The 22,360-nt window shown below is 37.3% G+C and carries 20 protein-coding genes; 1 reads left to right on the top strand and 19 read right to left on the bottom strand.

Translation table 11 applies throughout. The features are described 5' to 3' along the window. Window positions 1-101: 101 nt before the first annotated feature. The 14 genes from pepT to rpsU form a co-directional block, all read right to left on the bottom strand. Window positions 102-1,346 carry a peptidase T gene (gene pepT / locus AAA923_RS02155; RefSeq protein WP_338214324.1) on the bottom strand — a complete coding sequence of 415 codons (1,245 nt, stop codon included), beginning with the start codon at window positions 1,344-1,346 and terminating at the stop codon, window positions 102-104. A 13-nt stretch (window positions 1,347-1,359) separates the two neighbouring features. Further along, entirely contained in the window at window positions 1,360-2,151 is a 792-nt protein-coding gene (locus tag AAA923_RS02150; protein WP_338214323.1) for a Nif3-like dinuclear metal center hexameric protein, read from the bottom strand. Next, window positions 2,151-2,840 carry a tRNA (adenine(22)-N(1))-methyltransferase gene (locus AAA923_RS02145; protein WP_338214322.1) on the bottom strand — a complete coding sequence of 230 codons (690 nt, stop codon included), beginning with the start codon at window positions 2,838-2,840 and terminating at the stop codon, window positions 2,151-2,153. Before AAA923_RS02145 ends, AAA923_RS02150 begins: the two co-directional genes overlap by 1 nt. A gap of 8 nt (window positions 2,841-2,848) precedes the next feature. Continuing rightward, window positions 2,849-4,045, bottom strand: a complete 1,197-nt coding sequence (locus AAA923_RS02140) for a class I SAM-dependent methyltransferase (protein WP_338214321.1) — start codon at window positions 4,043-4,045, stop codon at window positions 2,849-2,851. Window positions 4,046-4,859: 814 nt separating this feature from the next. Beyond that, window positions 4,860-5,975: an RNA polymerase sigma factor RpoD gene (gene rpoD, locus AAA923_RS02135; RefSeq protein ID WP_338214320.1), complete on the bottom strand. Its 1,116-nt coding sequence runs from the start codon at window positions 5,973-5,975 to the stop codon at window positions 4,860-4,862. A gap of 23 nt (window positions 5,976-5,998) precedes the next feature. Then, window positions 5,999-7,825, bottom strand: coding sequence for a DNA primase (gene dnaG, locus AAA923_RS02130; RefSeq protein WP_338214319.1), 1,827 nt, complete (start codon window positions 7,823-7,825; stop codon window positions 5,999-6,001). A gap of 487 nt (window positions 7,826-8,312) precedes the next feature. Next, window positions 8,313-10,373 (bottom strand): glycine--tRNA ligase subunit beta, encoded by a 2,061-nt coding sequence (gene glyS, locus AAA923_RS02125; RefSeq protein ID WP_338214318.1) that lies wholly within the window; start codon window positions 10,371-10,373, stop codon window positions 8,313-8,315. Next, window positions 10,366-11,277 (bottom strand): glycine--tRNA ligase subunit alpha, encoded by a 912-nt coding sequence (glyQ, locus tag AAA923_RS02120; RefSeq protein WP_338214317.1) that lies wholly within the window; start codon window positions 11,275-11,277, stop codon window positions 10,366-10,368. Before glyQ ends, glyS begins: the two co-directional genes overlap by 8 nt. Before the next feature lie 479 nt (window positions 11,278-11,756). Further along, on the bottom strand, window positions 11,757-12,515 hold the full coding sequence (recO, locus tag AAA923_RS02115) for a DNA repair protein RecO (protein WP_338214316.1): 759 nt from the start codon (window positions 12,513-12,515) through the stop codon (window positions 11,757-11,759). Further along, window positions 12,515-13,429 (bottom strand): GTPase Era, encoded by a 915-nt coding sequence (gene era, locus AAA923_RS02110; RefSeq protein ID WP_338214315.1) that lies wholly within the window; start codon window positions 13,427-13,429, stop codon window positions 12,515-12,517. The genes recO and era overlap by 1 nt, the downstream gene beginning before the upstream one ends. 2 nt (window positions 13,430-13,431) lie before the next feature. Continuing rightward, entirely contained in the window at window positions 13,432-13,863 is a 432-nt protein-coding gene (locus AAA923_RS02105; protein ID WP_494515734.1) for a cytidine deaminase, read from the bottom strand. Window positions 13,864-13,936: 73 nt separating this feature from the next. Beyond that, window positions 13,937-14,407, bottom strand: coding sequence for an rRNA maturation RNase YbeY (gene ybeY, locus AAA923_RS02100; protein WP_041501065.1), 471 nt, complete (start codon window positions 14,405-14,407; stop codon window positions 13,937-13,939). A 15-nt stretch (window positions 14,408-14,422) separates the two neighbouring features. Beyond that, the gene (locus AAA923_RS02095) at window positions 14,423-15,400 is read right to left on the bottom strand and encodes a PhoH family protein (protein ID WP_338214313.1); all 978 of its coding nucleotides are present in this window, start codon (window positions 15,398-15,400) and stop codon (window positions 14,423-14,425) included. Window positions 15,401-15,985: 585 nt separating this feature from the next. After that, complete coding sequence (gene rpsU / locus AAA923_RS02090) at window positions 15,986-16,168, bottom strand: 30S ribosomal protein S21 (RefSeq protein ID WP_010019742.1); 183 nt, start codon at window positions 16,166-16,168, stop codon at window positions 15,986-15,988. 124 nt (window positions 16,169-16,292) lie between these two features. Here rpsU and AAA923_RS02085 point away from each other — a divergent pair, with 124 nt between their 5' ends. After that, window positions 16,293-17,114 carry a pyruvate, water dikinase regulatory protein gene (locus AAA923_RS02085; RefSeq protein ID WP_338214312.1) on the top strand — a complete coding sequence of 274 codons (822 nt, stop codon included), beginning with the start codon at window positions 16,293-16,295 and terminating at the stop codon, window positions 17,112-17,114. 60 nt (window positions 17,115-17,174) lie between these two features. On the opposite strand, the gene AAA923_RS02080 is transcribed toward AAA923_RS02085, so the two are convergent. From AAA923_RS02080 to aspS, 5 genes are all read right to left on the bottom strand, one after another. Then, a complete protein-coding gene (locus AAA923_RS02080) occupies window positions 17,175-18,074 on the bottom strand; it encodes a deoxyribonuclease IV (protein ID WP_338214311.1) in 900 nt (299 codons plus the stop codon). Window positions 18,075-18,164: 90 nt separating this feature from the next. Further along, a complete protein-coding gene (locus AAA923_RS02075; RefSeq protein WP_041501069.1) occupies window positions 18,165-19,043 on the bottom strand; it encodes a YitT family protein in 879 nt (292 codons plus the stop codon). Between the two features lie 67 nt (window positions 19,044-19,110). Further along, entirely contained in the window at window positions 19,111-19,629 is a 519-nt protein-coding gene (gene msrA, locus AAA923_RS02070) for a peptide-methionine (S)-S-oxide reductase MsrA (protein WP_338214310.1), read from the bottom strand. Continuing rightward, window positions 19,630-20,073 carry a peptide-methionine (R)-S-oxide reductase MsrB gene (gene msrB, locus AAA923_RS02065; protein WP_338214309.1) on the bottom strand — a complete coding sequence of 148 codons (444 nt, stop codon included), beginning with the start codon at window positions 20,071-20,073 and terminating at the stop codon, window positions 19,630-19,632. A gap of 517 nt (window positions 20,074-20,590) precedes the next feature. Then, the gene (gene aspS, locus AAA923_RS02060) at window positions 20,591-22,360 is read right to left on the bottom strand and encodes an aspartate--tRNA ligase (RefSeq protein ID WP_338214308.1); all 1,770 of its coding nucleotides are present in this window, start codon (window positions 22,358-22,360) and stop codon (window positions 20,591-20,593) included.

Here is a 22,360-nt window from a genome sequence, read left to right as displayed (position 1 = left end):
TAAGGTTACATAACTTATTTTTCAAGAAGTTAAAGACACACAAAAAAACAGGAGTTGATAATTTAACGATTATCAACTCCTGTTTTCCAAATTTTTTTAATTTATTTCTTTTGACTATTTAATCTAATAATTTCAAGAACCACATCAACAGCCTTTTCCATAGCTTCCTCAGAAACATATTCGAAACGTCCGTGCATGTTCTCTCCACCAGCAAATAAGTTTGGTGTTGGCAAGCCCATGAATGAGATTGTTGAACCATCTGTACCACCACGTACTGGTGTTTCGTCAGGTTCAATATCCAAGTTCTTCATAGCTTCTTCAGCAATTCTTACAACATCCATATGATCCTTCATAATATCGTACATGTTGTAATATTGATCAGCCATATCTATCTTAACTGTGCCCTCTCCGTGTTTTTCATTGAGAGCCTTAACGATTTCAATAACCTTGTTCTTACGGGCTTCTAGGCCATCACGTTTGAAGTCACGGATGATATAAGACATATCAGTGTGATCAATTGTACCTTGTTCATCGCATAGTAGGTAGAATCCTTGGTCGCCTTCAGTCTTTTCTGGAACTTCATCAGCTGGTAACATGCTTTGGAATTCACTAGCAATCAACATGGAGTTGACCATGATTCCCTTAGCACCTGATGGGTGAACATCTTTACCAGTAATGTGAACTTTCAAGCCAGCAGCACTGAATGTTTCATATTCTAGTTGTCCAACGGGACCACCATCGACTGTATAAGCGAAGTCAGCACCGAAGTCTTTGACATCAAAGTGATCAGCACCAGTACCAATTTCCTCATCTGGGCCAAAGCCAATCTTAACCTTACCATGCTTGATTTCTGGATGATTGATCAAATATTCCATAGCGGTCATAATTTCTGAGACACCTGATTTATCATCTGAGCCGAGCAATGTGTCACCACTTGTTGTGATAAGTGTTTGACCAGCATAGTTCTTCAATGAAGGGAACACTGCTGGGTCAAGTGTATATTTGCCTGCCTCATCAAGCTTGATAACACTCTTACCATCGTAATTTTCAACGATTTTTGGCTTAATATCCTCAGAATTAAAATCAGCAGTATCAACGTGAGAAAGTAATCCCAAAACTGGAACATCATAATCAATATTTGAAGGCAATTCAGCGGTCAAATATGAATCAACTTTGCGAATCTTAACATCGCTCATACCGATTTCCATCAATTCTTCAGCTAACTTCTTGAGAAATTCTGTTTGTCTCTCAGTTGAAGGAATTGTTGTGGAATATTCATCTGAACGAGTATTCTGCTTTGCATATTCCAAAAAACGTGGAATCAATTTTTCATATTTTATTGCCATTTTTATACGCTCCCTATAAAAAATTATATGGTTCTGTATCTACCTCTGATTGTACTATATCTAATTCTAATTTATTAGACCTTTTCCAATCATTTAGGATATTTGCCATTTCTTTTATAAAGATTGCTTCAACATGGTGTCCAGGATCAACAACATTCAAGCCATTAGCCATCATATCGTGAGCTGTATGGTAATAAACATCGCCAGTAATGAAAGTATCAGCACCAGCTTTTAAAACCTCAGGATAAAACTTACCAGCATCACCACCAATAATGGCAACCTTGTGTACTTTCTGACCTAAATCAGATTTTACATAACGAAGATTCGACAAATGATAAGCGTCGCGAACCATCTTCGCAAAATCAACTAGATCCATTGGTTCTTCTGTTTCACCCATACGACCAATTGAGTAGTCGTCATTTTCATCTAAAAAACGAACGTTTTTCAGACCGAGTTCTTCCATTAGCCAATCATTGGTTCCACCATGAGCTTTATCAAGATTAGTATGAGCAGCATAAACAGAAATATTATGTGACAACAAATCACGATACATTTGGTTTTGTGGTGAGGCCAAATCTAAATTATGTGCAGCATGAAACATTACTGGATGGTGTGCCACGATTAAATCAACTTTCTTATCGATTGCTTCAGCCACAACATTTGGACGCACATCAAGTGTTGTCATAACGCGGTTCACTGTTTGCTCACGGTCACCTAGTTGAAAACCAGTTGGATCGCCATCCATTTTAATTGATAATGGGGCAAATTCTTCTATCTTATTCATAATATCTTGAACTTTAACCATTAGAGTATCTCCTCAATATATTTAATATATTGGTTCATTACATCAATTTTATCTTGATCAATCTTTTTAGCATGTTTCATATTAGCAACGGCTTTGTGATAACCATTCAACTTATGTTGCCACTTAGCGATAAATGTTGCCGTCTTTTTCTGCATCAAAACTGGTCCCATCAAAAACTCTGCTTCGTTCAAAGTAACGGGTGCAGTGACTTTCTGGGCTTTGATAATTTCGTAAACGTGATGATCTTCTTCAACGATATCTTCATCAACGATGGCAAAATCATTTTCAACCAACCAGTGACGTACAAGCGGTTCACCGATATTTGGTTGTAATACTAAAGTTTTGACATGGGATAATTGCTCAGCAGTTGCACGGGTCAGAATGCTTTGAATCAGAATTCCTCCCATACCGGCAATTACAACTGTATCAATTAAATCATCGGCTTTAATGACAGCTAAACCGTCACCCAATCGAACGTCAATTTTGTCACTGAGGCCAAACTTTTCAACGTCCTCTTTTGAACGTGACATTGGCCCTTCGGCAACTTCTCCAGCAATAGCAAAATCTGCCACTTTTTCTTCTATCAGTTCCACTGGTAAATAGGCGTGATCTGATCCAATATCAGCCACTCTTGTATGTTCATCAACCATTTGGTAAACGGCTTGTAATCTCTTCGAAAGTAAAGTCACTTTAACCTCTATTCTGCAGTCTTCTTGTCTAAGTCTGTCATGTATTCACGTGTCATTGGCATAGCAGTACCACTAGGTCCATTTGTTAATAAGAATTGGATAACATCAATGTTACCACTTTCAAATGAGGCAGCACAGGCTTGAAGATACAAGTCCCACATACGAACAAATCTTTCGCCGTACATTTCATCAACTTTATCTTCAACCTTGTGGAAGTTACGATCCCAAATTTCAACGGTCTTTTGATAGTGACGACGTAATGGTTCAAGGTCATCAATTTGTAAACCAGCATCCAAGATGTGACCAACGTTTTCCTTAACATCAGGAATATAGCCACCCGGGAAGATGTACTTAACTAACCAAGCATCGACACCAACACCATAATGTTGACCAGTAATACCATGAATCAAGGCATTTCCGTTTTCTTTCAAAAGCTTCTTAACCATTTCGAAGTAACCAGGCAAGTTTTCCTTACCAACGTGTTCGAACATACCTACAGAAACTACGTGATCGAATTTTTCGTTAACTTCACGGTAGTCTTCAAGCATAACTTCCATTTGGTCGCCAAGATTTTCGTCTTGAATCTTTTGGTTAACAAAATCGTATTGTTCTTGACTAAGAGTAACACCTTTAGCCTTCAAACCATATTCTTTAGCAGCAGTAAACATCATTGTTCCCCAACCACAACCAATATCAAGAATAGTTTCGCCCGGCTTAGTATTCAATTTGTTCAAAATATGGTGCACTTTATTCATTTGAGCTTGTTCCAAAGTATCTTCTGGTGTGCGGAAATAAGCACATGAGTAAGTCATAGTGTCATCAAGCCACAACTTGTAAAAGTCATTACCGATATCATAGTGCTCTTGAATTTCTTTTTTATTGCCCTCTTCAGTATGACTGAACTTAGGGATATACTTCTTCAATTTCAAACTAGACATAAAACTGTCGGATTGAGTATAAGCAGAAGTAATCAATTTTTGAATTGAACCTTCAATCTCAATCTTCTTATCCATATAGGCTTCACCTAAAGTCAAAGTAGCGTGTTTAACAAGTTCTGAAACTGGAACCTTTTCATTAAATTTGATAGTTATATCAGATTTTCCCTCTGGTCCATAACTCTTTTCTTTGCCATCCCAGAAAATCACTTTAATAGGAATAGTAAAGGAACGTGAAAATATTTCATCATAAATCTTTTTATCTAACATAACATCCTCCAAAAAAATAGATATACTAATTGTAAATCAAATCCTGAAAAAATATAAACGAAAAGTGCTATTTTTTCAGAAACATATTCAATAAAACGTCTCTTTTATTGCTTTTTATCTAACATGATATTTAATTTGCCGTCTCCGGTTGTGAGGGAAAGAAGTCTGCTGTGGGACCGGCTCGAGCCAAAGTACGGTCTCGACCCTCGCTTTTGAACTTCGCAAAGTGCGCGAATTCCAAAAGACGTCCTGTGCTGTAAAGCGAAAAAACACCGTTATAACACCACTTCCACTGCTAACTTCTTTTCCTCACAACCTCCGATTAATGTATTACTTGATTCTAATTTTAAAAGTTTTGTATCCAAATGCATAAATACTTAATACAAATATATTAATCGCTAAACATCAGCAACTAACACAAATAAGCTGATATTATTGATATTAAATTTAATTTATTAGACACATAATTAGTTGTAACAATTTCAATTTTCAATAATAAATGTTAAAAATAATAATAACCATAAATCAAAAACTTTATGTATTCTATTCAACTAGTACAAACTTTACATCCCAAACCAACAGATAAACTAGCCTCCGGGTGCCAGAGATTTCACCAGCTATGAAGTTGGCGTTATTGCTTCAGCAATTACACCACAGGGCGACTTTGGAGACTCGCGGGTTATGCGAGGCTCCAAAGCGAGACTTGAGACCTTGGCTCAAGTCGGTCCTCATAGCAGGCGAAAATCTCTGGCACCCGGAGGCGGCATATTTAAAAAACAAAAAAAGACCACCATTTGGCAGTCTTTAATTTTTATTATTCAAGGAAATCCTTAAGTTGTTTTGATCTTGAAGGATGACGCAATTTTCTCAATGCTTTAGCTTCAATTTGACGGATTCTTTCACGAGTAACACCAAAGACTTTACCAACTTCTTCAAGTGTTCTTGTACGACCATCATCCAAACCGAAACGAAGACGTAGCACGTTTTCTTCACGGTCTGTCAAAGTATCAAGTACATTTTCCAATTGTTCCTTCAATAATTCATAAGATGCATGATCTTCAGGACTTGTTGCATCAGAATCTTCAATGAAGTCACCCAAGTGAGAGTCGTCCTCTTCACCGATAGGTGTTTCCAATGAAACTGGTTCTTGAGCAATCTTCAAGATATCACGTACCTTACCAGTAGGCATATCCATTTCAGCACCGATTTCTTCAGGAAGTGGTTCACGACCTAAATCTTGAAGTAATTGACGTTGAATTCTGATCAATTTGTTGATAGTTTCAACCATATGAACAGGAATACGGATTGTTCTAGCTTGGTCAGCAATAGCACGAGTAATAGCCTGTCTAATCCACCAGGTTGCATAAGTTGAGAACTTGAAACCTAGACGGTAATCAAACTTTTCAACAGCCTTCATTAGACCCATATTACCTTCTTGAATTAGATCCAAGAATTGCATACCACGTCCAACATATCTCTTAGCAATTGAAACAACCAAACGCAAGTTAGCTTCAGCTAATTTTTGCTTAGCTTCTTCATCACCTTGTTCGATCTTCAAAGCCAAGTCAACTTCTTGTTGAGCATTAAGCAAAGGAACACGACCAATTTCCTTTAGATACATACGAACAGGATCATTAACTTTAATATCTGTAGCAGCGGCAGTAGCCTCTTTTTTACTCTTGCTAGCTTCCTTCTTTTCCTTTAGAAGAGCAAGTTTACTAGGATTACCTTTTTCATCAACAACACCGATACCGACATCTTCAAGTTCACTAACAAAGTTAGTTAAAGCATCACCCTTAAGTTTGTAAGGTTTGATGATTTTTTCTTGAAGATCATCTTCAGTAATCTTACCGGTCTTTTTAAGATCTTTTATGAGTTTCTTTGTTGCAGCTTTTAATTCTTTTGATACTGCTGGTTTTTTAGTTGCCATATATATTTATTCCTCCAGTATGCTTAATTGCTAAGGATTCTTCTTACATCAACCAATTGCTTCACTAATTCCATCTGCAATTTGTTGTCACCGACCATCGCCGCTTTTTTGAGTTGTTCATTGAGATCAGCTAACTTATTTTCCAAATCAGAGTTTTGAATGTTACGAACGTAATCATCAATTTCTTGGTCATTATATTCGTCAGGCATATTCATCATTTCTAGCTCAGCCAAAAGATTTTTATCGTCATTATCTAAAACATTCATGAAATCGGAGATATTAATCTCATCATCATCGACATCATCTTGTTCTACATACGATAATAAAGCGTCAAAAATTCTTTGGTAATTTTGATGAACAAACTTAAAACCTTCACCCTTTAAGTTGATTCTGACTTCTGGAAAGTTAATCGCCCAATATAATAAGAAACGTTCGGACTTCTCCAAGCGGTTATATTTAGGCCTGACGCTCGATGTAACTTGCTCTAAAGCGTGTTGTTGAACATCTTTATAATTGTTAGCAGGCTTTTGAATTGCTTGCTGGCGACGCAATGCATCTAATTCTTTATTGATGGCTTCCTTAGACACATGCATTTCGTCAGCGACCTTGCCAACATACATATCGATTTCAACTGGTGATTGTAATTTTACTATTTCGTGTAACGACTGATTCAGAAATTCCAACTGATCATGTTCGTTGTTCAAGTTATAGTTACGTTTGAAGTAATTCAGGATAAAGGCAATTGGCGTTTGAACACCACCACTAGCCAAATTCTGAAACTTTTCAAAACCTTCACTTCTGATATATTCATCAGGATCCATTCGATTAGGGATACTGATAACACCATAGGTGAAACGTTCATCCGTCAACTGGGTCAAAGCACGATAAGTAGCTTCAACACCGGGATCATCGCCATCGTAACAAACATTGATTTTGTTGGTTAAACGGCTCAACACGTAAAGCTGCTGATCCGTCAAACTGGTACCCATTGATGCAACACCATTGGTAACACCGGCTTTATAAGCACTAATAACATCCATGAAACCTTCAAACAAGATTACGTTGCCTTTTTCACGGATTTCCTTTTTGGCATTATTCAAATTGAATAATGTTTTACCCTTATTAAAGATTTCCGTCTCCGGACTGTTGAGATATTTAGCCGTTGAAGCTTCTTTATCTAAAATACGTCCTGAAAAAGCAATGATATTGCCGGATTCATCAGTTATCGGAATCATAACTCGATCACGAAAGCGGTCGAATAATTCCCCTTCCTGATTTTCAGCAAATAGTCCTGATTTTTTCAAAACATCTTCACTGATATCACGGTCCTTGAAGAACTGTAACAGTAGATTATTGTTATTAGGCGCATAACCGATTCCAAAAGTCTGAATCAAGTCATCCGAAAGGTCACGATTCTTGAGGTACTTCAAAGCTGGAGTACCATTTTCAGTCTTTGTCAAAATGTGGCTGTAAAGCTTAGCCGCATCGGCATACATTTTTAACAATGTTTGACTGTCAGAATTTTGATATTGCGTGTTTCTAGCTTCATATTGATCGGGAACAGAGATATTTCCCATCTGAGCGACTTCAACCACCGCTTCAGGGAAAGTCTTGTTCTCCATCTCCATGATGAACTTATAAACATTGCCACCACGACCACAACTAAAGCAATGAAAAATTTGTTTGTCCTCTGCGACTGAAAACGAAGGAGTTCGTTCTTCATGAAACGGGCAAAGTCCAAACAAATTCTTACCTGACTTCTTTAATTGTACATACTTGCTGATAACATCGACAATATCTGTCTTCGAGGTAACTTCATCAATGAATTCCTGAGGAATTCTCGTTGCCATGGCCGTCACCTCCTCATATGTTTATAAAAACCGAGAAACATAATCTAACACATTCATTTTTGGAAAACAAACATGTTGAATCGTACACAAGCGACTAAAAATAAAAAAGTGCTCCCATAAAAAGTGCAAACTGGGACCACTGTTTGCTTGTCAACTTCTTATTATACACGGTTGTATGTAAAAGTCTATATAAAAGACTACAAATTCTTTACAATTAACAGTCGACAAATTAAAAAAAGATTAGTTTTAAAAGTTGAACGAATACACTATAAATTCCGTATTGTACTGATAATTTAATTATTTACACAGTCTTAGTAATTGCTATACATTCTTAACATAACTACAAATGAAGGGCATTAATTTTCTACTTTCTTATAATTATCGTACCAAAAAAACAGTCCAACTCCCATTTAAGGAAATTAGACTGTTTGGGTAATTATCTTTTAAAATTGAAATCAAGTTATTCTTATATCTGGAGACGGCAAATCTATTTTGTAACAATCTTAGACAAGTCACCCAAGTTTTCGATCAAGTGATTAGCAATAACTAATTGAGTCAAACGGTTATTCTTAACATTCTCATCCTTAGCCATAATCATGTTTTCATCAAAGTATGAATCGATTACAGGACGTAAAGCTGCCAATTGCTCGAATAAGTTTTCTGCATTGTCATCACTGACTTTAGCAACTTGTTCCTTCAATTGTGATTCTGAAGGATTTTCGAATAACTTATCATCAACTGTTAAGTCGTCTGAGTAACCAAACTTAGCTTTCTTAGATAAGTTAACGATTCTGCCAAGTGCTTCCATGACAACTTTGAAATCATCATCTTTAACATGGTTTTGAAGTACTTCGGCAACATCGATCATTGCGATTGGATCAACATTTGAACCAGATGCAACTGCATCAACGATATCATTTCTGATACCCTTTTGATTCAACAATTGACGTACACGGTCAATCATAAATTCATTGATAGCTTTTTCATTCTTAGCAAGATCAAGTTTTTCAGGAACGGTTAAGTTAGCCTTCAAGTAATCTTGTAAGTCTTCAAGGTTCAATGACCATTGATAGTTATCAAGAATTCTAACGATACCATATGCTTGACGACGCAATGCGTATGGATCATTTGAACCACTTGGAATCAAATCAACAGCATAAAATGTTACCAATGAGTCAATCTTATCAGCAATAGCTAAAGCAGCACCAACTTTACTTGCAGGTAAAGCTCCTTCAGCTGAGATTGGCATGTAGTGTTCACGAACGGCTTGAGCAACTGCTTTAGTCTCGCCCATGATTTCAGCATATTTCTCACCCATAACACCTTGTAATTCAGGGAATTCGTCAACCATGCTTGTTACAAGATCAAACTTGTAAATATCGCTGGCACGTAACAAATCCTTTGTTTCAGTGTCATTAAGTTGGAACAATTTAGCCAAATGTTCAGCGATTTGATGAACACGAGCCATTTTTTCAAACATTGTACCAATCTTAACGTGGAAGTTAACTGACTTAAGTTTTTCAACGTAATCAGCGATTGTCTTCTTTTGATCTTCTTTGAAGAAGAAATCAGCATCTTCAAGACGTGCAACAAGAACTTTTTCATTACCACGAACAACATTTTCGATATGTTCTGAGTTACCATTTCTAACACCGATGAAGTAAGGAGCTAACTTGCCATCTTGGTCACGAACATAGAAATATCTTTGGTTATCTTTCATTGAAGTGATAAGAACTTCTTCAGGAATTTCCAAATATTTCTTGTCGAATGAACCGGCAAAAGTAGTTGGGAATTCAACTAAGTTGTTAACTTCTTCAAGCAAGTCAGGGTCAACATCGATATCCCAGTTGTTGTCTGAAGCAATTTTGTCGATTTGGTCAGAAATAATTTGTTTACGTTCTTTAGCATCAACAATAACGAATTGTGACTTAAGTTTTTCAACGTAATTCTTAGCGTCGTCAATTTCAACATCTTCACCTAAGAAACGGTGTCCACGTGTCATGCGGCCAGATGTAACATCAAGAATTTTTACAGGAACTTCTTCATTATCAAGTAGTGAAACTAACCAGTGAATTGGACGGATATATTCAAAGTCGTATGAACCCCAGCGCATTCTTGTTGGGAATGTAATTGATTTGATAACTTCATCCATGTGGCTCAAAACATCTTCAACTTTTTGACCGTCTTCATGTTTTTGAATATAAGCATATTCAACACCTTTTAATTCTTCAAAGAAGATATCATCTGGTGTCATCTTTTGTCCACGGGCAAAACCTTGAGCAGCCTTAGTCCAGTTGCCATCAGCATCTTGAGCAATTTTCTTTGAAGGACCTTTAGCTTTGATATCGATATCAGTTTGTTTGTCAGCAATACCTTTAACTAAAATAGTTAAACGTCTAGGAGTAGAAAACTTTTCGATTGAGTCAAAAGAAATACGATTTTCCTTGAGAAACTTTTCAGCTTTTTGTGCAAATTGGTTAACACTCTTTGTTACAACATGGGCTGGCATTTCTTCCAAACCGATTTCTAGTAAGTAATTTTTAGTCATTTTCGTTCTCCTTTGCTGCATTGCTATTTGCCAAAAGTGGGAAGCCACGTTTCTTTCTTTCTTCAACGAAGGCCTTAGCTACCTTGTGAGCCATCTTTCTGATTCGTGACAAGAAGGCAGCACGTTCAGTAACAGAAACGGCACCACGGGCATCAAGTAAGTTAAATGTATGTGAACACTTCAAGATGTAATCGTAAGCTGGGTGAACTAAACCTAGATCCATCAAACGGTTAGCTTCTTTTTCGTAAGCATCAAAGAATGTGAATAACATATCTTGATTGCTTTCTTCAAATGAGTATTTTGAGTGTTCGTATTCTGGTTCTTTGAAGATATCTCCATAAAGAACACCGTCGCCCCATTCCAAATCGTAAACTGAGTTAACGTCTTGGATGTATGAAGCTAAACGTTCAACACCGTAAGTAATTTCACTAGTTGTTGGGTGACATTGGAGTCCTCCGACTTGTTGGAAGTATGTGAATTGTGAAACTTCCATACCATCAAGCCAAACTTCCCAACCAACACCGGCACAGCCCATTGATGGGTTCTCCCAGTTATCTTCAACGAAACGAATATCATGTTCTAGTGGTTCAATTCCTAAAGCACGCAATGAATCAAGATAGTATTCTTGAATATTTTCTGGAGCTGGCTTCATTACAACTTGGAATTGATGATGTTGGTACAAACGGTTAGGGTTTTCACCATAACGACCATCAGCTGGACGTCTTGATGGTTCAACGTAGGCAGCGTTCCAAGGTTCTGGTCCAATTGCACGTAAGAATGTGTAAGGACTCATTGTCCCGGCACCCTTTTCTGTATCGTATGCTTGCATCAACATACAACCTTTATCACCCCAAAATTTTTGAAGTGTGAGAATCATATTTTGAACATTTAACTTCTTTACCATTTTTTCTCCCTTCAGGCAAAAGCACAAAAAAATCCCTTGCAGTGTACACTTAGGCACTTTCTGCAAGGGACGAGTATTCGCGGTTCCACCCTAATTCAGGACCGAAGTCCTGCACTTTTATATTCGAATTAATCGTACGCCATAAATCTGATCGAAGCTTTCACTGTCCTTCGTCGCTGTTTCAACATAAATCAATATAACCATTTTTTTGGTGATTGTCAATCGGTTTACTGAGACACCTCCAGGTACTAAGAGAAGTAGTCTGCTGTGAGGACCGGCGCGAGCCAAGGTCTCGCACCTCGCTTTTGAGCCGAAAACCACGTCTCAAAAGTCGTCCGTGGTGTAAGAGCTAAAGCTCTAACGCCACCTTCACTGCATACTACTTCTCTTAGTACCTTCCGGCTAGATATTGCTTGATAACATTTGTGATAGCTATATATTTCTCATTCATAATATCAGAAAAATAATATAATGAAAAACTACATATGCCATCTTTTCATTTTATCAATAAACGTCTTGCTCTTAGGATAATATCCCACTGTACCAAGGTAAATTGAATCTATTGCATGTTGAATTAAGTCTTTATTATTCTCTTTAATCTCAATTCTTCCAACTTGATCTAAGCTGATTTTACTGAATAATCGTAGAAAATATACGATTCGCTTGGGAATATGCAATCGATGAATATCGCTGTCAAAGTGTTTTGAGCATAACAATCCACCCAATATGACTGAGAAATCGAAATTCCCTTCTGTTTCTCCGCCTACTACACATGAATCCATATTTGGCGATACTCCAAATGCATCTAACAACTTCATCTGCATAATATTGACGATAATTTGAGCGTCATAGCCATTCTCGATATACAACAGCGACTTAAACAACAGTCTGTACCAGCTGTCTGGTATTGGATCATCAACAAACGCTTCATGATACAAATCAAACAAGAATGTTGCATATGCATTTAACTCAATGTCTTGCATAATCTCATCAAATTGCTTGATATTACTAGCTGAATTTAGAAATGACAGGCCATTATCTTTAATAACACCTGAGTATTCGCCATATGAAAATGTAATTACTGAGCCTGATATTTTCGACTTAGCATTTTGCGTTCCCCGGACGAAAAAGGTTCTAAAACCATATTCTCTGGTTAAAATGGTAACTAGTGCATCCCGTTCTTTGTAGCGTTGGCGCCGAACTACGATACCAAAAAAATTAGTAGGCGTGTTAGCCATTAATCTTTCAAGTCCTTCATTGAGTATCCAGCACTTGCTAGGAATGCTTTATCATCACGCCAGTTCTTCTTTACACGAACCCAAAGTTTTAAGTTGATCTTTTCGCCAAGCAAATGTTCGATCTTGATACGTGAACCGATACCGATGTGCTTCAACATTGCACCACCACGGCCGATAACGATTGGCTTTTGACTATCACGTTCAACATAGATATTAGCTTCAACTTGAAGTTTTCCGGCTGCACTACGTTGGTTCATTGATTCAACAACAACGGCAATTGAGTGAGGAATTTCGTCACGGGTATCCTCCAAAATCTTTTCACGAATCAATTCTCCAACGATGAAGTACTCAGGGTGATCAGTAATTTGGTCGTCAGCATAATATTGTGGTCCAACTGGTAAATGTTGTGTCAAAGTATCGATTAAATCGTCGATATTGTTACCATTTGTTGCTGAAATAGGAATAATTTCAGCAAAGTCCATCAAATCTTTGTATTCATCAATTTGTGGAGCCATATCGTCAGGGTTGATCAAATCAATCTTGTTTAAGACTAGAAAGACTGGTGCCTTAACCTTCTTTAATTCTTCGATGATAAATTTGTCACCAGGGCCTGATTTCTCGCCGGCTTCAGTCATGAATAAAACAGCGTCAACTTCTTTCAGAGCTGAAATGGCAGCCTTGTCCATGTATTGATCCAAGTCATTGTGAGGCTTGTGAATACCAGGTGTATCCAAGAAAATAATTTGACGTTCGTTGTCAGTATAAATTCCTTGAATCTTATTTCTAGTTGTTTGTGCCTTTGGTGAAGTGATAGCAATTTGTTCCTTGATGATGCGGTTCATAAAGGTTGATTTACCAACATTGGGGCGTCCAATAATGGCAACGAAACCTGATTTGTAATTTTTATTATCCATAATTAATCCATGTCCTTATCACTGAATGCTAGTGGCAAAATTTCTTTAAAGGTATATTCTTTAAAATCATTCGTGTTGTTAGCTAAAAATACTGTATCTTCTGGTCCCATAAATTCACTCATAACTTGACGACAAGCGCCACAGGGCTTCGATAGTTCTTTTGTCCCATTGATGATTATAATTTTAGAAACGTGCTTAGCACCTTCAGAAATAGCCTTGAAGATGGCTGTTCTTTCAGCACAATTTGTTAAACCATATGAGGCATTTTCAACATTAACACCAGAGTAGATTTTCCCATCGTCACACAGAATGGCAGCGCCAACCGTGTAATGCGAATAAGGAGCATAGGCGTTAGTCATTGCCTTATTTGCTACATCAAATAATTGCTTCTCATTAATTTCCACTAGTTCAGTCTCCTTTTTTGTGTATCTCAGTTAATAATTATAATACAGATGAATGGTCAAAAAAAAGAATATCGGGCTTATCGTCCAATATTCTTTTTAATAGTTATTTTTCCAATCCGTAAGCACTCAAAATTTTCTCTTGTAAACCGATCATAACCTTCTCATCTTCAGGTTTGATATGGTCGTAACCATTCAAATGCAAGATACCGTGAACAATAGTATAACCCAATTCACGGTCAAATGAGTGTTCATAATCTTTGGCATGTTCATCAACGATTTCAACACTGATGAATAGATCACCTAAATCAACTGGTAAATCAGGAATTTGTGCTTCCAAATAATCCAATGAATCTTCACCATCATTGATAGCAAAGCTGATTACATCAGTTGCTCGGTCGGTATCACGGTATTCCTTGTTGATTTCATGAATCTTATCTTTAGTCACAAAATGGATTGACAATTGTGTATTGTCCTTCAACTCCAATTTGTTAAAAGTAAATTGGACGATATCTTTCACCCAATCTTCACGTTTTTGATCAATTAAATTATCATCATTATAAATTTCTAAGTCCATAATAATCCCCAGTAATTATTTTTCGATTTTATCTGATTCATCGTAAGCATCAATAATTTCTGCAACAACTGGATGTCTAACAACATCAGCTGAACTGAAATTAACGAATTCAACATGTGGTAAATTTTTCAAAATTGATTGTGCTTGAACTAATCCACTGCGAGTGTGTCCAGGTAAATCGATTTGAGAAATATCACCGTTGACAATCATCTTTGAACCAAAGCCTAGACGAGTTAAGAACATTTTCATCTGTTCACGAGTTGTATTTTGAGCTTCATCTAAAATGACAAAAGCTTCATCCAAAGTACGACCTCTCATATATGCCAAAGGAGCTACTTCAATAACGCCACGTTCAAGTAACCGACTAGTGTGATCTGAGCCCATAATCGCATATAAGGCATCATAGATTGGTCGCATATAAGGATCAACCTTTTCCTTCAAATCACCTGGTAGGAAGCCTAAGCTCTCTCCAGCCTCAACTGCAGGACGAGTTAGAACGATTCTTTGAACAGTTCCTTGTTTTAAAGCTGCCACAGCCATGACTACGGCCAAATAAGTTTTACCAGTACCAGCTGGTCCAATTCCAAAAGTAATGTCATTATGATTGATGGCATTCACATATTGTCTTTGACCAAAGTTACGTACTCGTACAGGTTTGCCACTAAAGTCTTTGATTAACTCATCTTTATAGAGATCACCGAAGTAATCCAAAGTACCACGTTCAAGCATCTTCAGACCGCTGACAACATCAGCAGAACCCAGACTAATCCCAGATTGAGTTAATTCCATCAGTTTCCTTAGTAATGCCATTGCATTATTAACATCACTCTCAACGCCAGTAACATCTAAACGGTCGCCGAATGCATGGATCTCAACATTCAGACCTTCTTCGATTAAATGTAAATTACTGTCATTAACGCCAAAAAGGTTAACTGCATTTTGAGGATTTTTGATCTGAATGCTTTTTTTAATTTGTTCAACGTTTTCTGTCAATAAAATTCGACCCTCCGTATATTACATTAAATGATAATACTATACGTGTGATGCTGGTTAAATATGCCGTCTCCAGAGCTGGGAAATATTCTCAAGCTGTGCGGAACGGCCCGAGCCAAAGTGCGGTCTCGAACCTCGGTTTGAAGCCTTGACACAGTTCGTCAAGTCTCCAAACACGTCCGGTAGTATAAGTACGGAAGTTTCCTCCCGTACTTATACCACTACCACGGCACACAAATATTTCCCAGCACTTCCGACTAGTTAATCGTTATTAGTTTAATGTAAAAAACGTTTAAACAAATTTAAACTACGGAATATTTGTGGTAGGTTATCAACTAGCACCATGCGCAATACTATGGCTCCTATCATTTTACCACTAACATAACGCTTGTTCGACTGTAGACTCCCTCATCTCTTCCGACTAATTATAATTTATTAGTTCATATAAGATATTTAAACATTAGATTTTTAGTGGTCAGATTAAATCACTTAATGTGAAAAGTAAATTAGTGAAAAAAATAAGAACAAAAAAAGTCCTGACAGGCATATTTGCCAATCAGGACTAATCCTTTAGAAACTATCGAATTAACGACGTTTCTTATTGCGCTTACGAGCAGCCTCAGACTTTAACTTTCTCTTGACACTTGGCTTTTCGTAAAACTCGCGTTTTCTATATTCTTGAAGAGTACCACTCTTTGAAACTGAACGTTTGAATCGACGAAGAGCATCATCAAGCGACTCGTTTTCACGAACGACGGTTTTTGCCATATGATAATCCCTCCTTCCGATTTAAAACGTAACTGTACTATTGCTCTAGCAGTTCATATGTTATTATAACAAAAAGAAGCTAATGTTCAAATATTTTTTTACATTTTTTTTGGAGGAATTTATTATGAAACAGGAATTAGACGTTTTTGTTCTGTCTGATGGTGTCGGAGAAACTGCCCTAAGAGTTGCTAGAGCAGCATTCATACAATTTCCAGAGATGGATATTACTTTTACAAAATATCCATTCATTAAACAAGATGATCAGCTAAAAACCATCTTAGATCAGGCAAAAGAGAAGAAAGCAGTGGTTTTACACACGATTGTCTCAAAAAAAATCTGCGAAATCATCAATGAATTTTGTCAAAACAACGGAATTGTTTACTATGATATCCTAAACCCAATCATCGGAACCTTCTCACAAATGACTGGTCAAACACCTTTACGTAAAAAAGGTTTGCTCCATGAACTTGATAAAAACTACTTCGATATGATTTCTGCCATGGAATTTACCATTACAAATGATGATGGTCAAAATCCTAAGGGTCTTCTGGAAGCTGATTTAGTTTTACTAGGAATCTCCAGAACTTCGAAAACACCGTTGTCACTCTATCTCGCCAACAAAAATATTAAGGTAGCTAATCTACCATTAGGTCCAACAACTAACCTCCCAGAGCAATTATGGGACGTTGACAAGAAGAAAATCATTGGTCTAACTAATGATATGAATGTTTTGCTTAAAATTCGTCGTCAGAGAATGATTGCTTACGGATTGAATCCCGATACAACATATTCTGACAGTGATGAAATTAAAAAGGAACTTGATTACTCAAATCAAATTTACAAGGAACTTGGTTGCCCCGTAATCAACGTTGCTGACCGTTCTATTGAGGAAACCGCCGCAATTATTATGGAAAAGCTCAATTTCAACGGTTATCAAAACAGCTAAAATAAATTTCTAATAAATACGCTTGTAATCAATTTAACGATTACAAGCGTATTTTTTATGCTATTCTCCAGCAATCAATTTATTCTTCATGTCTGGATCAAACACATTATTACGTAACATTTCAATTTCCATCTTATATGGAGCAACGCCCTTCTTGTCATTCTCATCTTTCTTAACATAAGGTGTTTCCATAATTTTAGGAACATTTTCCAATTGTGGATGGTTGGCAACATAACTCAAAGCGTCGAATCCAATCGTACCAAAGCCAATATCATCGTGACGATCTTTGTGTGAACCCATCTCATTTTTCGAATCATTCAAATGAATCACTGATAATTTATCCAAACCGATAATATGATCAAATTCATTCAACACACCATCGAAATCGTTTTTGACATCGTAACCAGCATCGCTCATGTGACAAGTGTCCATTGTGACTGATAACTTATCATTTTGTTGACAATTATCAAAAATTTCGGCAATTTGTTCGAAAGTAATTCCAACTTCTGTTCCCTTACCTGCCATAGTTTCAATCGCTACACTGACTTTTTGATCAGGCATGATAGCTTCATTTAGAGCTTGACCAATTTGTTTCAAAGCAACGTCTGGCTCGGCAGTCAGATGTGCTCCGGGATGAAAACTGATAGCTTCAATTCCCAATGCATCAGCACGCAAAAATTCGTCGTGCATAAAGGCAATCCCAAACGGTAGTTTATCTGGCTTAACAGTATTACCAAGATTAACGATATATGGAGCGTGACCGATGATGTGGTCAATCCCATATTCTTTCAAAAGTGCCTGTCCTTCAGGAATTCTCATCTCTGAAACGTCCTTACGACGAGTATTTTGTGGGGCACCAGTAAAAATCATCATCGCGTTGGCGCCATAACTGTGTGCTTCTTCGGCCGAACCAACAAGCATCTTGGGTGCTTTCATTGCAACATGTGAACCAATTATCATCAAAAAACCTCCCTGATTTAACTACTGAAATTATATCATAGGAAAAAGCCAACAAAAAAAGCGAAACCAAATGATTTCACTTTTACGTAATTAATATATATGAGCCTGATAGAACCGTCCCATAATCGTGATTGTATCAGTAACACTCACGAACGCATGTTGATCGGATAGAGCCATCGCATTTTCCAAATCGTGCAATTCAGAACGTGAGATAACTGTGAAAAGAATAGTCTTTTCTTCGTGCTTATAAGCACCTTCCGCATCATGGACAATTGTAATACCACGGCGCATTTCATTTTGAATTTGTGTAATAACGTTTTTAGGTTTAGAAGTAACTATCATAACTTGAAGTTTTTGATCCTTATTGTAGATCATATCGATAACTTGACCATTGATGAAAATACTGACCGCACTGTAAAGCGCATGTACCCAACCGAATAAGAATCCGGCACAGGCAACGATGAAAATGTTGAACATAATATTAATTGTTCCGACACTTTTACCAGTTTTCTTACGCAAAATAATTCCTAAAATATCAATACCACCGGTAGAAATACCATTTCTCAATGCCATACCAGTACCAAATCCATTAGCAACCGCACCAAAAATGGCACAAACTAACGGATCAGCTGTAATTTTAACTGGTGGCAATAAATGCATCATTGTACTGGCTAAAGCAACCGCAATTATAGTAAAGAATGTAAATTTGTGGTCGATTTTACGCCAAGAAAGTACAAACAATGGTGCATTTAAAGCGAAATACATTATTGAAGTTGACAAATTGAATGGCAACCATCGATGTGAAATTGTCGAAATCAACTGAGCAGCACCGGTAACACCAGAACCGTAAATCCCACCTGGTGTCCAGAACATGTTAACCGCAATTGAAACAGCAATCGAATATAAAAATGCTATTGAAATTTTGGATAAGTTCTGATGTCTTTCAATCAGCTTATCTAATTCACCCATACTAAAAAGTTCTCCTAGTCGTCATAAGTTACCTAAACATATTAGCACAAATAGCAAAGTTTTTAGCTTATTTCTGATGTTTTTTCATAAAATCAGCCCGTCCGCCACTCTCTTCGAGCTCAAAACGTTCAGGATTCTTTTTATAGAAGTCTTGATGATAGTCCTCAGCAGGATAAAAAGCTGTTGCTGGTTGGATTTTGGTAACGATAGGGTCAGAAAACTCACCAGATTCAGCCAAAGCCTTTTTAGAAGCTTCTGCGATTTCTTTTTGAGTTTCATTTTGATAGAAAATAACTGGACGATAACTATCGCCACGGTCTTGGAATTGTCCCATTGCATCCGTTGGATCAGCGATTTGCCAGTATAGTTCGACTAAATCTTTATATGAAACAATCTCACTATCAAAAGTTATTTCTACTGATTCAGCGTGACCAGTTGTCTCGGTACAAACTTGCTCATACGTAGGATTTTCAACGTGTCCACCACAGTATCCAGACACAACTGAGATAATACCCGGTTGTTCATCAAATGGCTTAACCATGCACCAGAAACAACCTCCAGCAAAAATTGCAGTTTCTTTTTTCATTTATTCCGCATCCCCATTTTCAACGTATTTTTTATAATCAGTATATCCTTGTTCATCCATATCATCATAGGGAATGAATTTTAACGCTGCTGAATTGATACAGTAACGTAATCCACCCTTATCTTGTGGACCATCAGTAAAAACATGTCCTAAATGCGAACCAGCTGATTTACTAGTAACTTCTGTTCGCTCCATGCCAAACGATTGATCACGATGTTCCTTTAACTTTGCAATTGGTTCAGTAAAAGATGGCCAACCACAACCAGCATCATACTTTTTAGCTGATGAAAACAAAGGCTCACCACTAGCTACATCAACATAGATTCCCTTTTTATAGAAATCATCATATTTTCCAGTAAAAGCACGTTCAGTGGCCGCATTTTGAGTCACTTGGTATTCTTCATCAGTCAGATTAGTTAAATCTTTCTTATATTCCTCAGACATCAAATCGCTCCTTCTCTTATATACGTTTTAGTATATGCTTCCACTAAATTATTTCTAGATATTTGCTTATTCTGGGGAGGCCGCCGAAGGCTGGCAGTGATATAACCTGCTGTGTGGACCGGCGTGAGCCAAGGTCTCCCACCTCGCTTTTGAACTTCGCAAAGTACGCGAATTTCAAAAGACGTCCTGTGATATAAGGATTCCATCCTTATATCACAACCACTGCGGGTTAATCACTGCCAGCCTTCGGCTAATGTACTTGTTAAATGGATATACGTCTTTACTCGCTAATTAATTTAAGATTCCTAATAATCTAAGACTTTAACCGAATTGCATACAAAATTTAAAAATAAAATAATTAACAAACACATTATCCATTATGCGACAAACTAAAATTTAATTAATCAAGATATTTAAACGAACTATCCTTCGGGCGTCAGTAATTGTAGTCCGGAGGCGGCATCCTTCAAAACATAAAAAAATCCCAAGCAATAATTTGCTTGAGATTAATAATTATCTAGTCTTTTTTACTAACTTCAATTCCAAGATCGTCCAATTGTAGTTTTGCAACTTCAAGTGGAGCGTGTGTCATTGGTTCAGTAGCATTTGAGTTCTTAGGGAAAGCAATGACGTCACGAATGTTGTCTTTGCCAGAAAGAAGCATTGCAAATCTATCCAAACCGATAGCCAAACCACCATGTGGGGGACAACCGTATTGTAAGGCATCCAATAGGAAGCCGAATTGTTCGTAAGCTTTTTCTTTAGTAAAGTCCAAAGCCTTCAACATCTTTTCTTGAATCTTGTAATCGTGGATACGGATTGATCCACCACCAAGTTCGTAACCGTTCAAGACGATATCATAACTTTGTGCGTATGCCTTGTGAGGATCTTCGCCATCGTTTAGATAGTGAACATCTTCTTCATTTGGCATTGTGAATGGATGGTGAGCGGCAGTCCAACGTTGGATTCCTTCATCATATTCGAACAATGGCCAGTTAACAACCCAGATGAATGCAAATTCATTAGGATCATATAAGTGTTGTTCCTTAGCAATAGCTTTTCTCAAGTAACCTAAAGCATCAGCAACAACCTTCTTCTTGTCAGCAACGAATAGTAACAAGTCATCGTTTTCAAGACCAAGACGTTCAACTAAAGCAGCTTCTTGAGGTTTGATAAATTTGGCAACACCACCGGCTAATTCGTTGTCATTGTATTTAGTCCATGCTAAACCTTTGGCACCGAAACGTTTGATGTATTCTTGGTAAGCTTCAATATTCTTTCTTGAATACTTGTCAGCTCCACCTTTAACGACGATAGCTTTAACTTGACCACCGTTATCGATAGTACCCTTGAAGACCTTGAATTCAGTATCTTGGAAGACATCGTTCAAGTTTTGTAATTCCATACCGAAACGAACATCCGGTTTGTCTGAACCATAGCGATCCATGGCGTCATCCCAGTCGATTCTTGGGAATGGAGTCTTAACTTCGATACCCTTTTCGTCTTTCATAACACGAGCAATAAGTCCTTCAGTAACAGTTTGAATTTCTTTCTTGTTCATGAAACTTGTTTCAATATCAATTTGTGTAAATTCAGGTTGACGATCACCACGAAGGTCTTCGTCACGGAAACAGTGTGCTAGTTGGAAGTAACGGTCAAATCCACCGACCATCAATAGTTGCTTGAACAATTGTGGTGATTGTGGAAGTGCAAAGAAACGTCCAGGGTAAACACGTGAAGGAACTAAGTAATCACGAGCACCTTCTGGTGTTGATGGTGTCAAATTAGGTGTTTCGATGTCAATAAAACCATTGTCATAAAGATATTCATTAACAGAATGTTTGATTTGAGCACGTGTTCTGATAGCTTTTTGCATTTCAGGTCTACGCAAATCAAGGTAACGATACTTCAATTTAGTTTCTTCTGATGAGTCGATACCGTCTTTGATTTCAAATGGTGGTGTCAAAGATTTGTTGAGGATTTCAACCTTTTCAACAACAACTTCAACTTTACCAGTCTTCATATCTTCGTTAGTAGCACCTTCGCCACGAAGTCTAACAGTACCAATAACGTTAACAACGTATTCTGATCTAAGTTTTTCAGCAGCATCAAGTGCTTCTTGATTATCCGTATTGAAAACCAATTGGACGATACCCTTATAATCTCTAAGGTCAACGAAAATCAATCCACCTAAATCACGGCGTCGTTGAACCCAGCCATCTAAAGAAACTTTTTTACCAACATACTCTTCAGTAATGTTGCCACAATATTCTGTTCTTTCTTCCAT

Origin of the sequence: Companilactobacillus muriivasis, from assembly GCF_036246245.1 — a bacterium.
In the GTDB taxonomy this organism is placed as follows: Bacteria; Bacillota; Bacilli; order Lactobacillales; family Lactobacillaceae; genus Companilactobacillus; species Companilactobacillus muriivasis.
The sequence above is the reverse complement of the archived record's forward strand: the minus strand, read 5'-3'. Positions and strand labels throughout refer to the sequence as shown.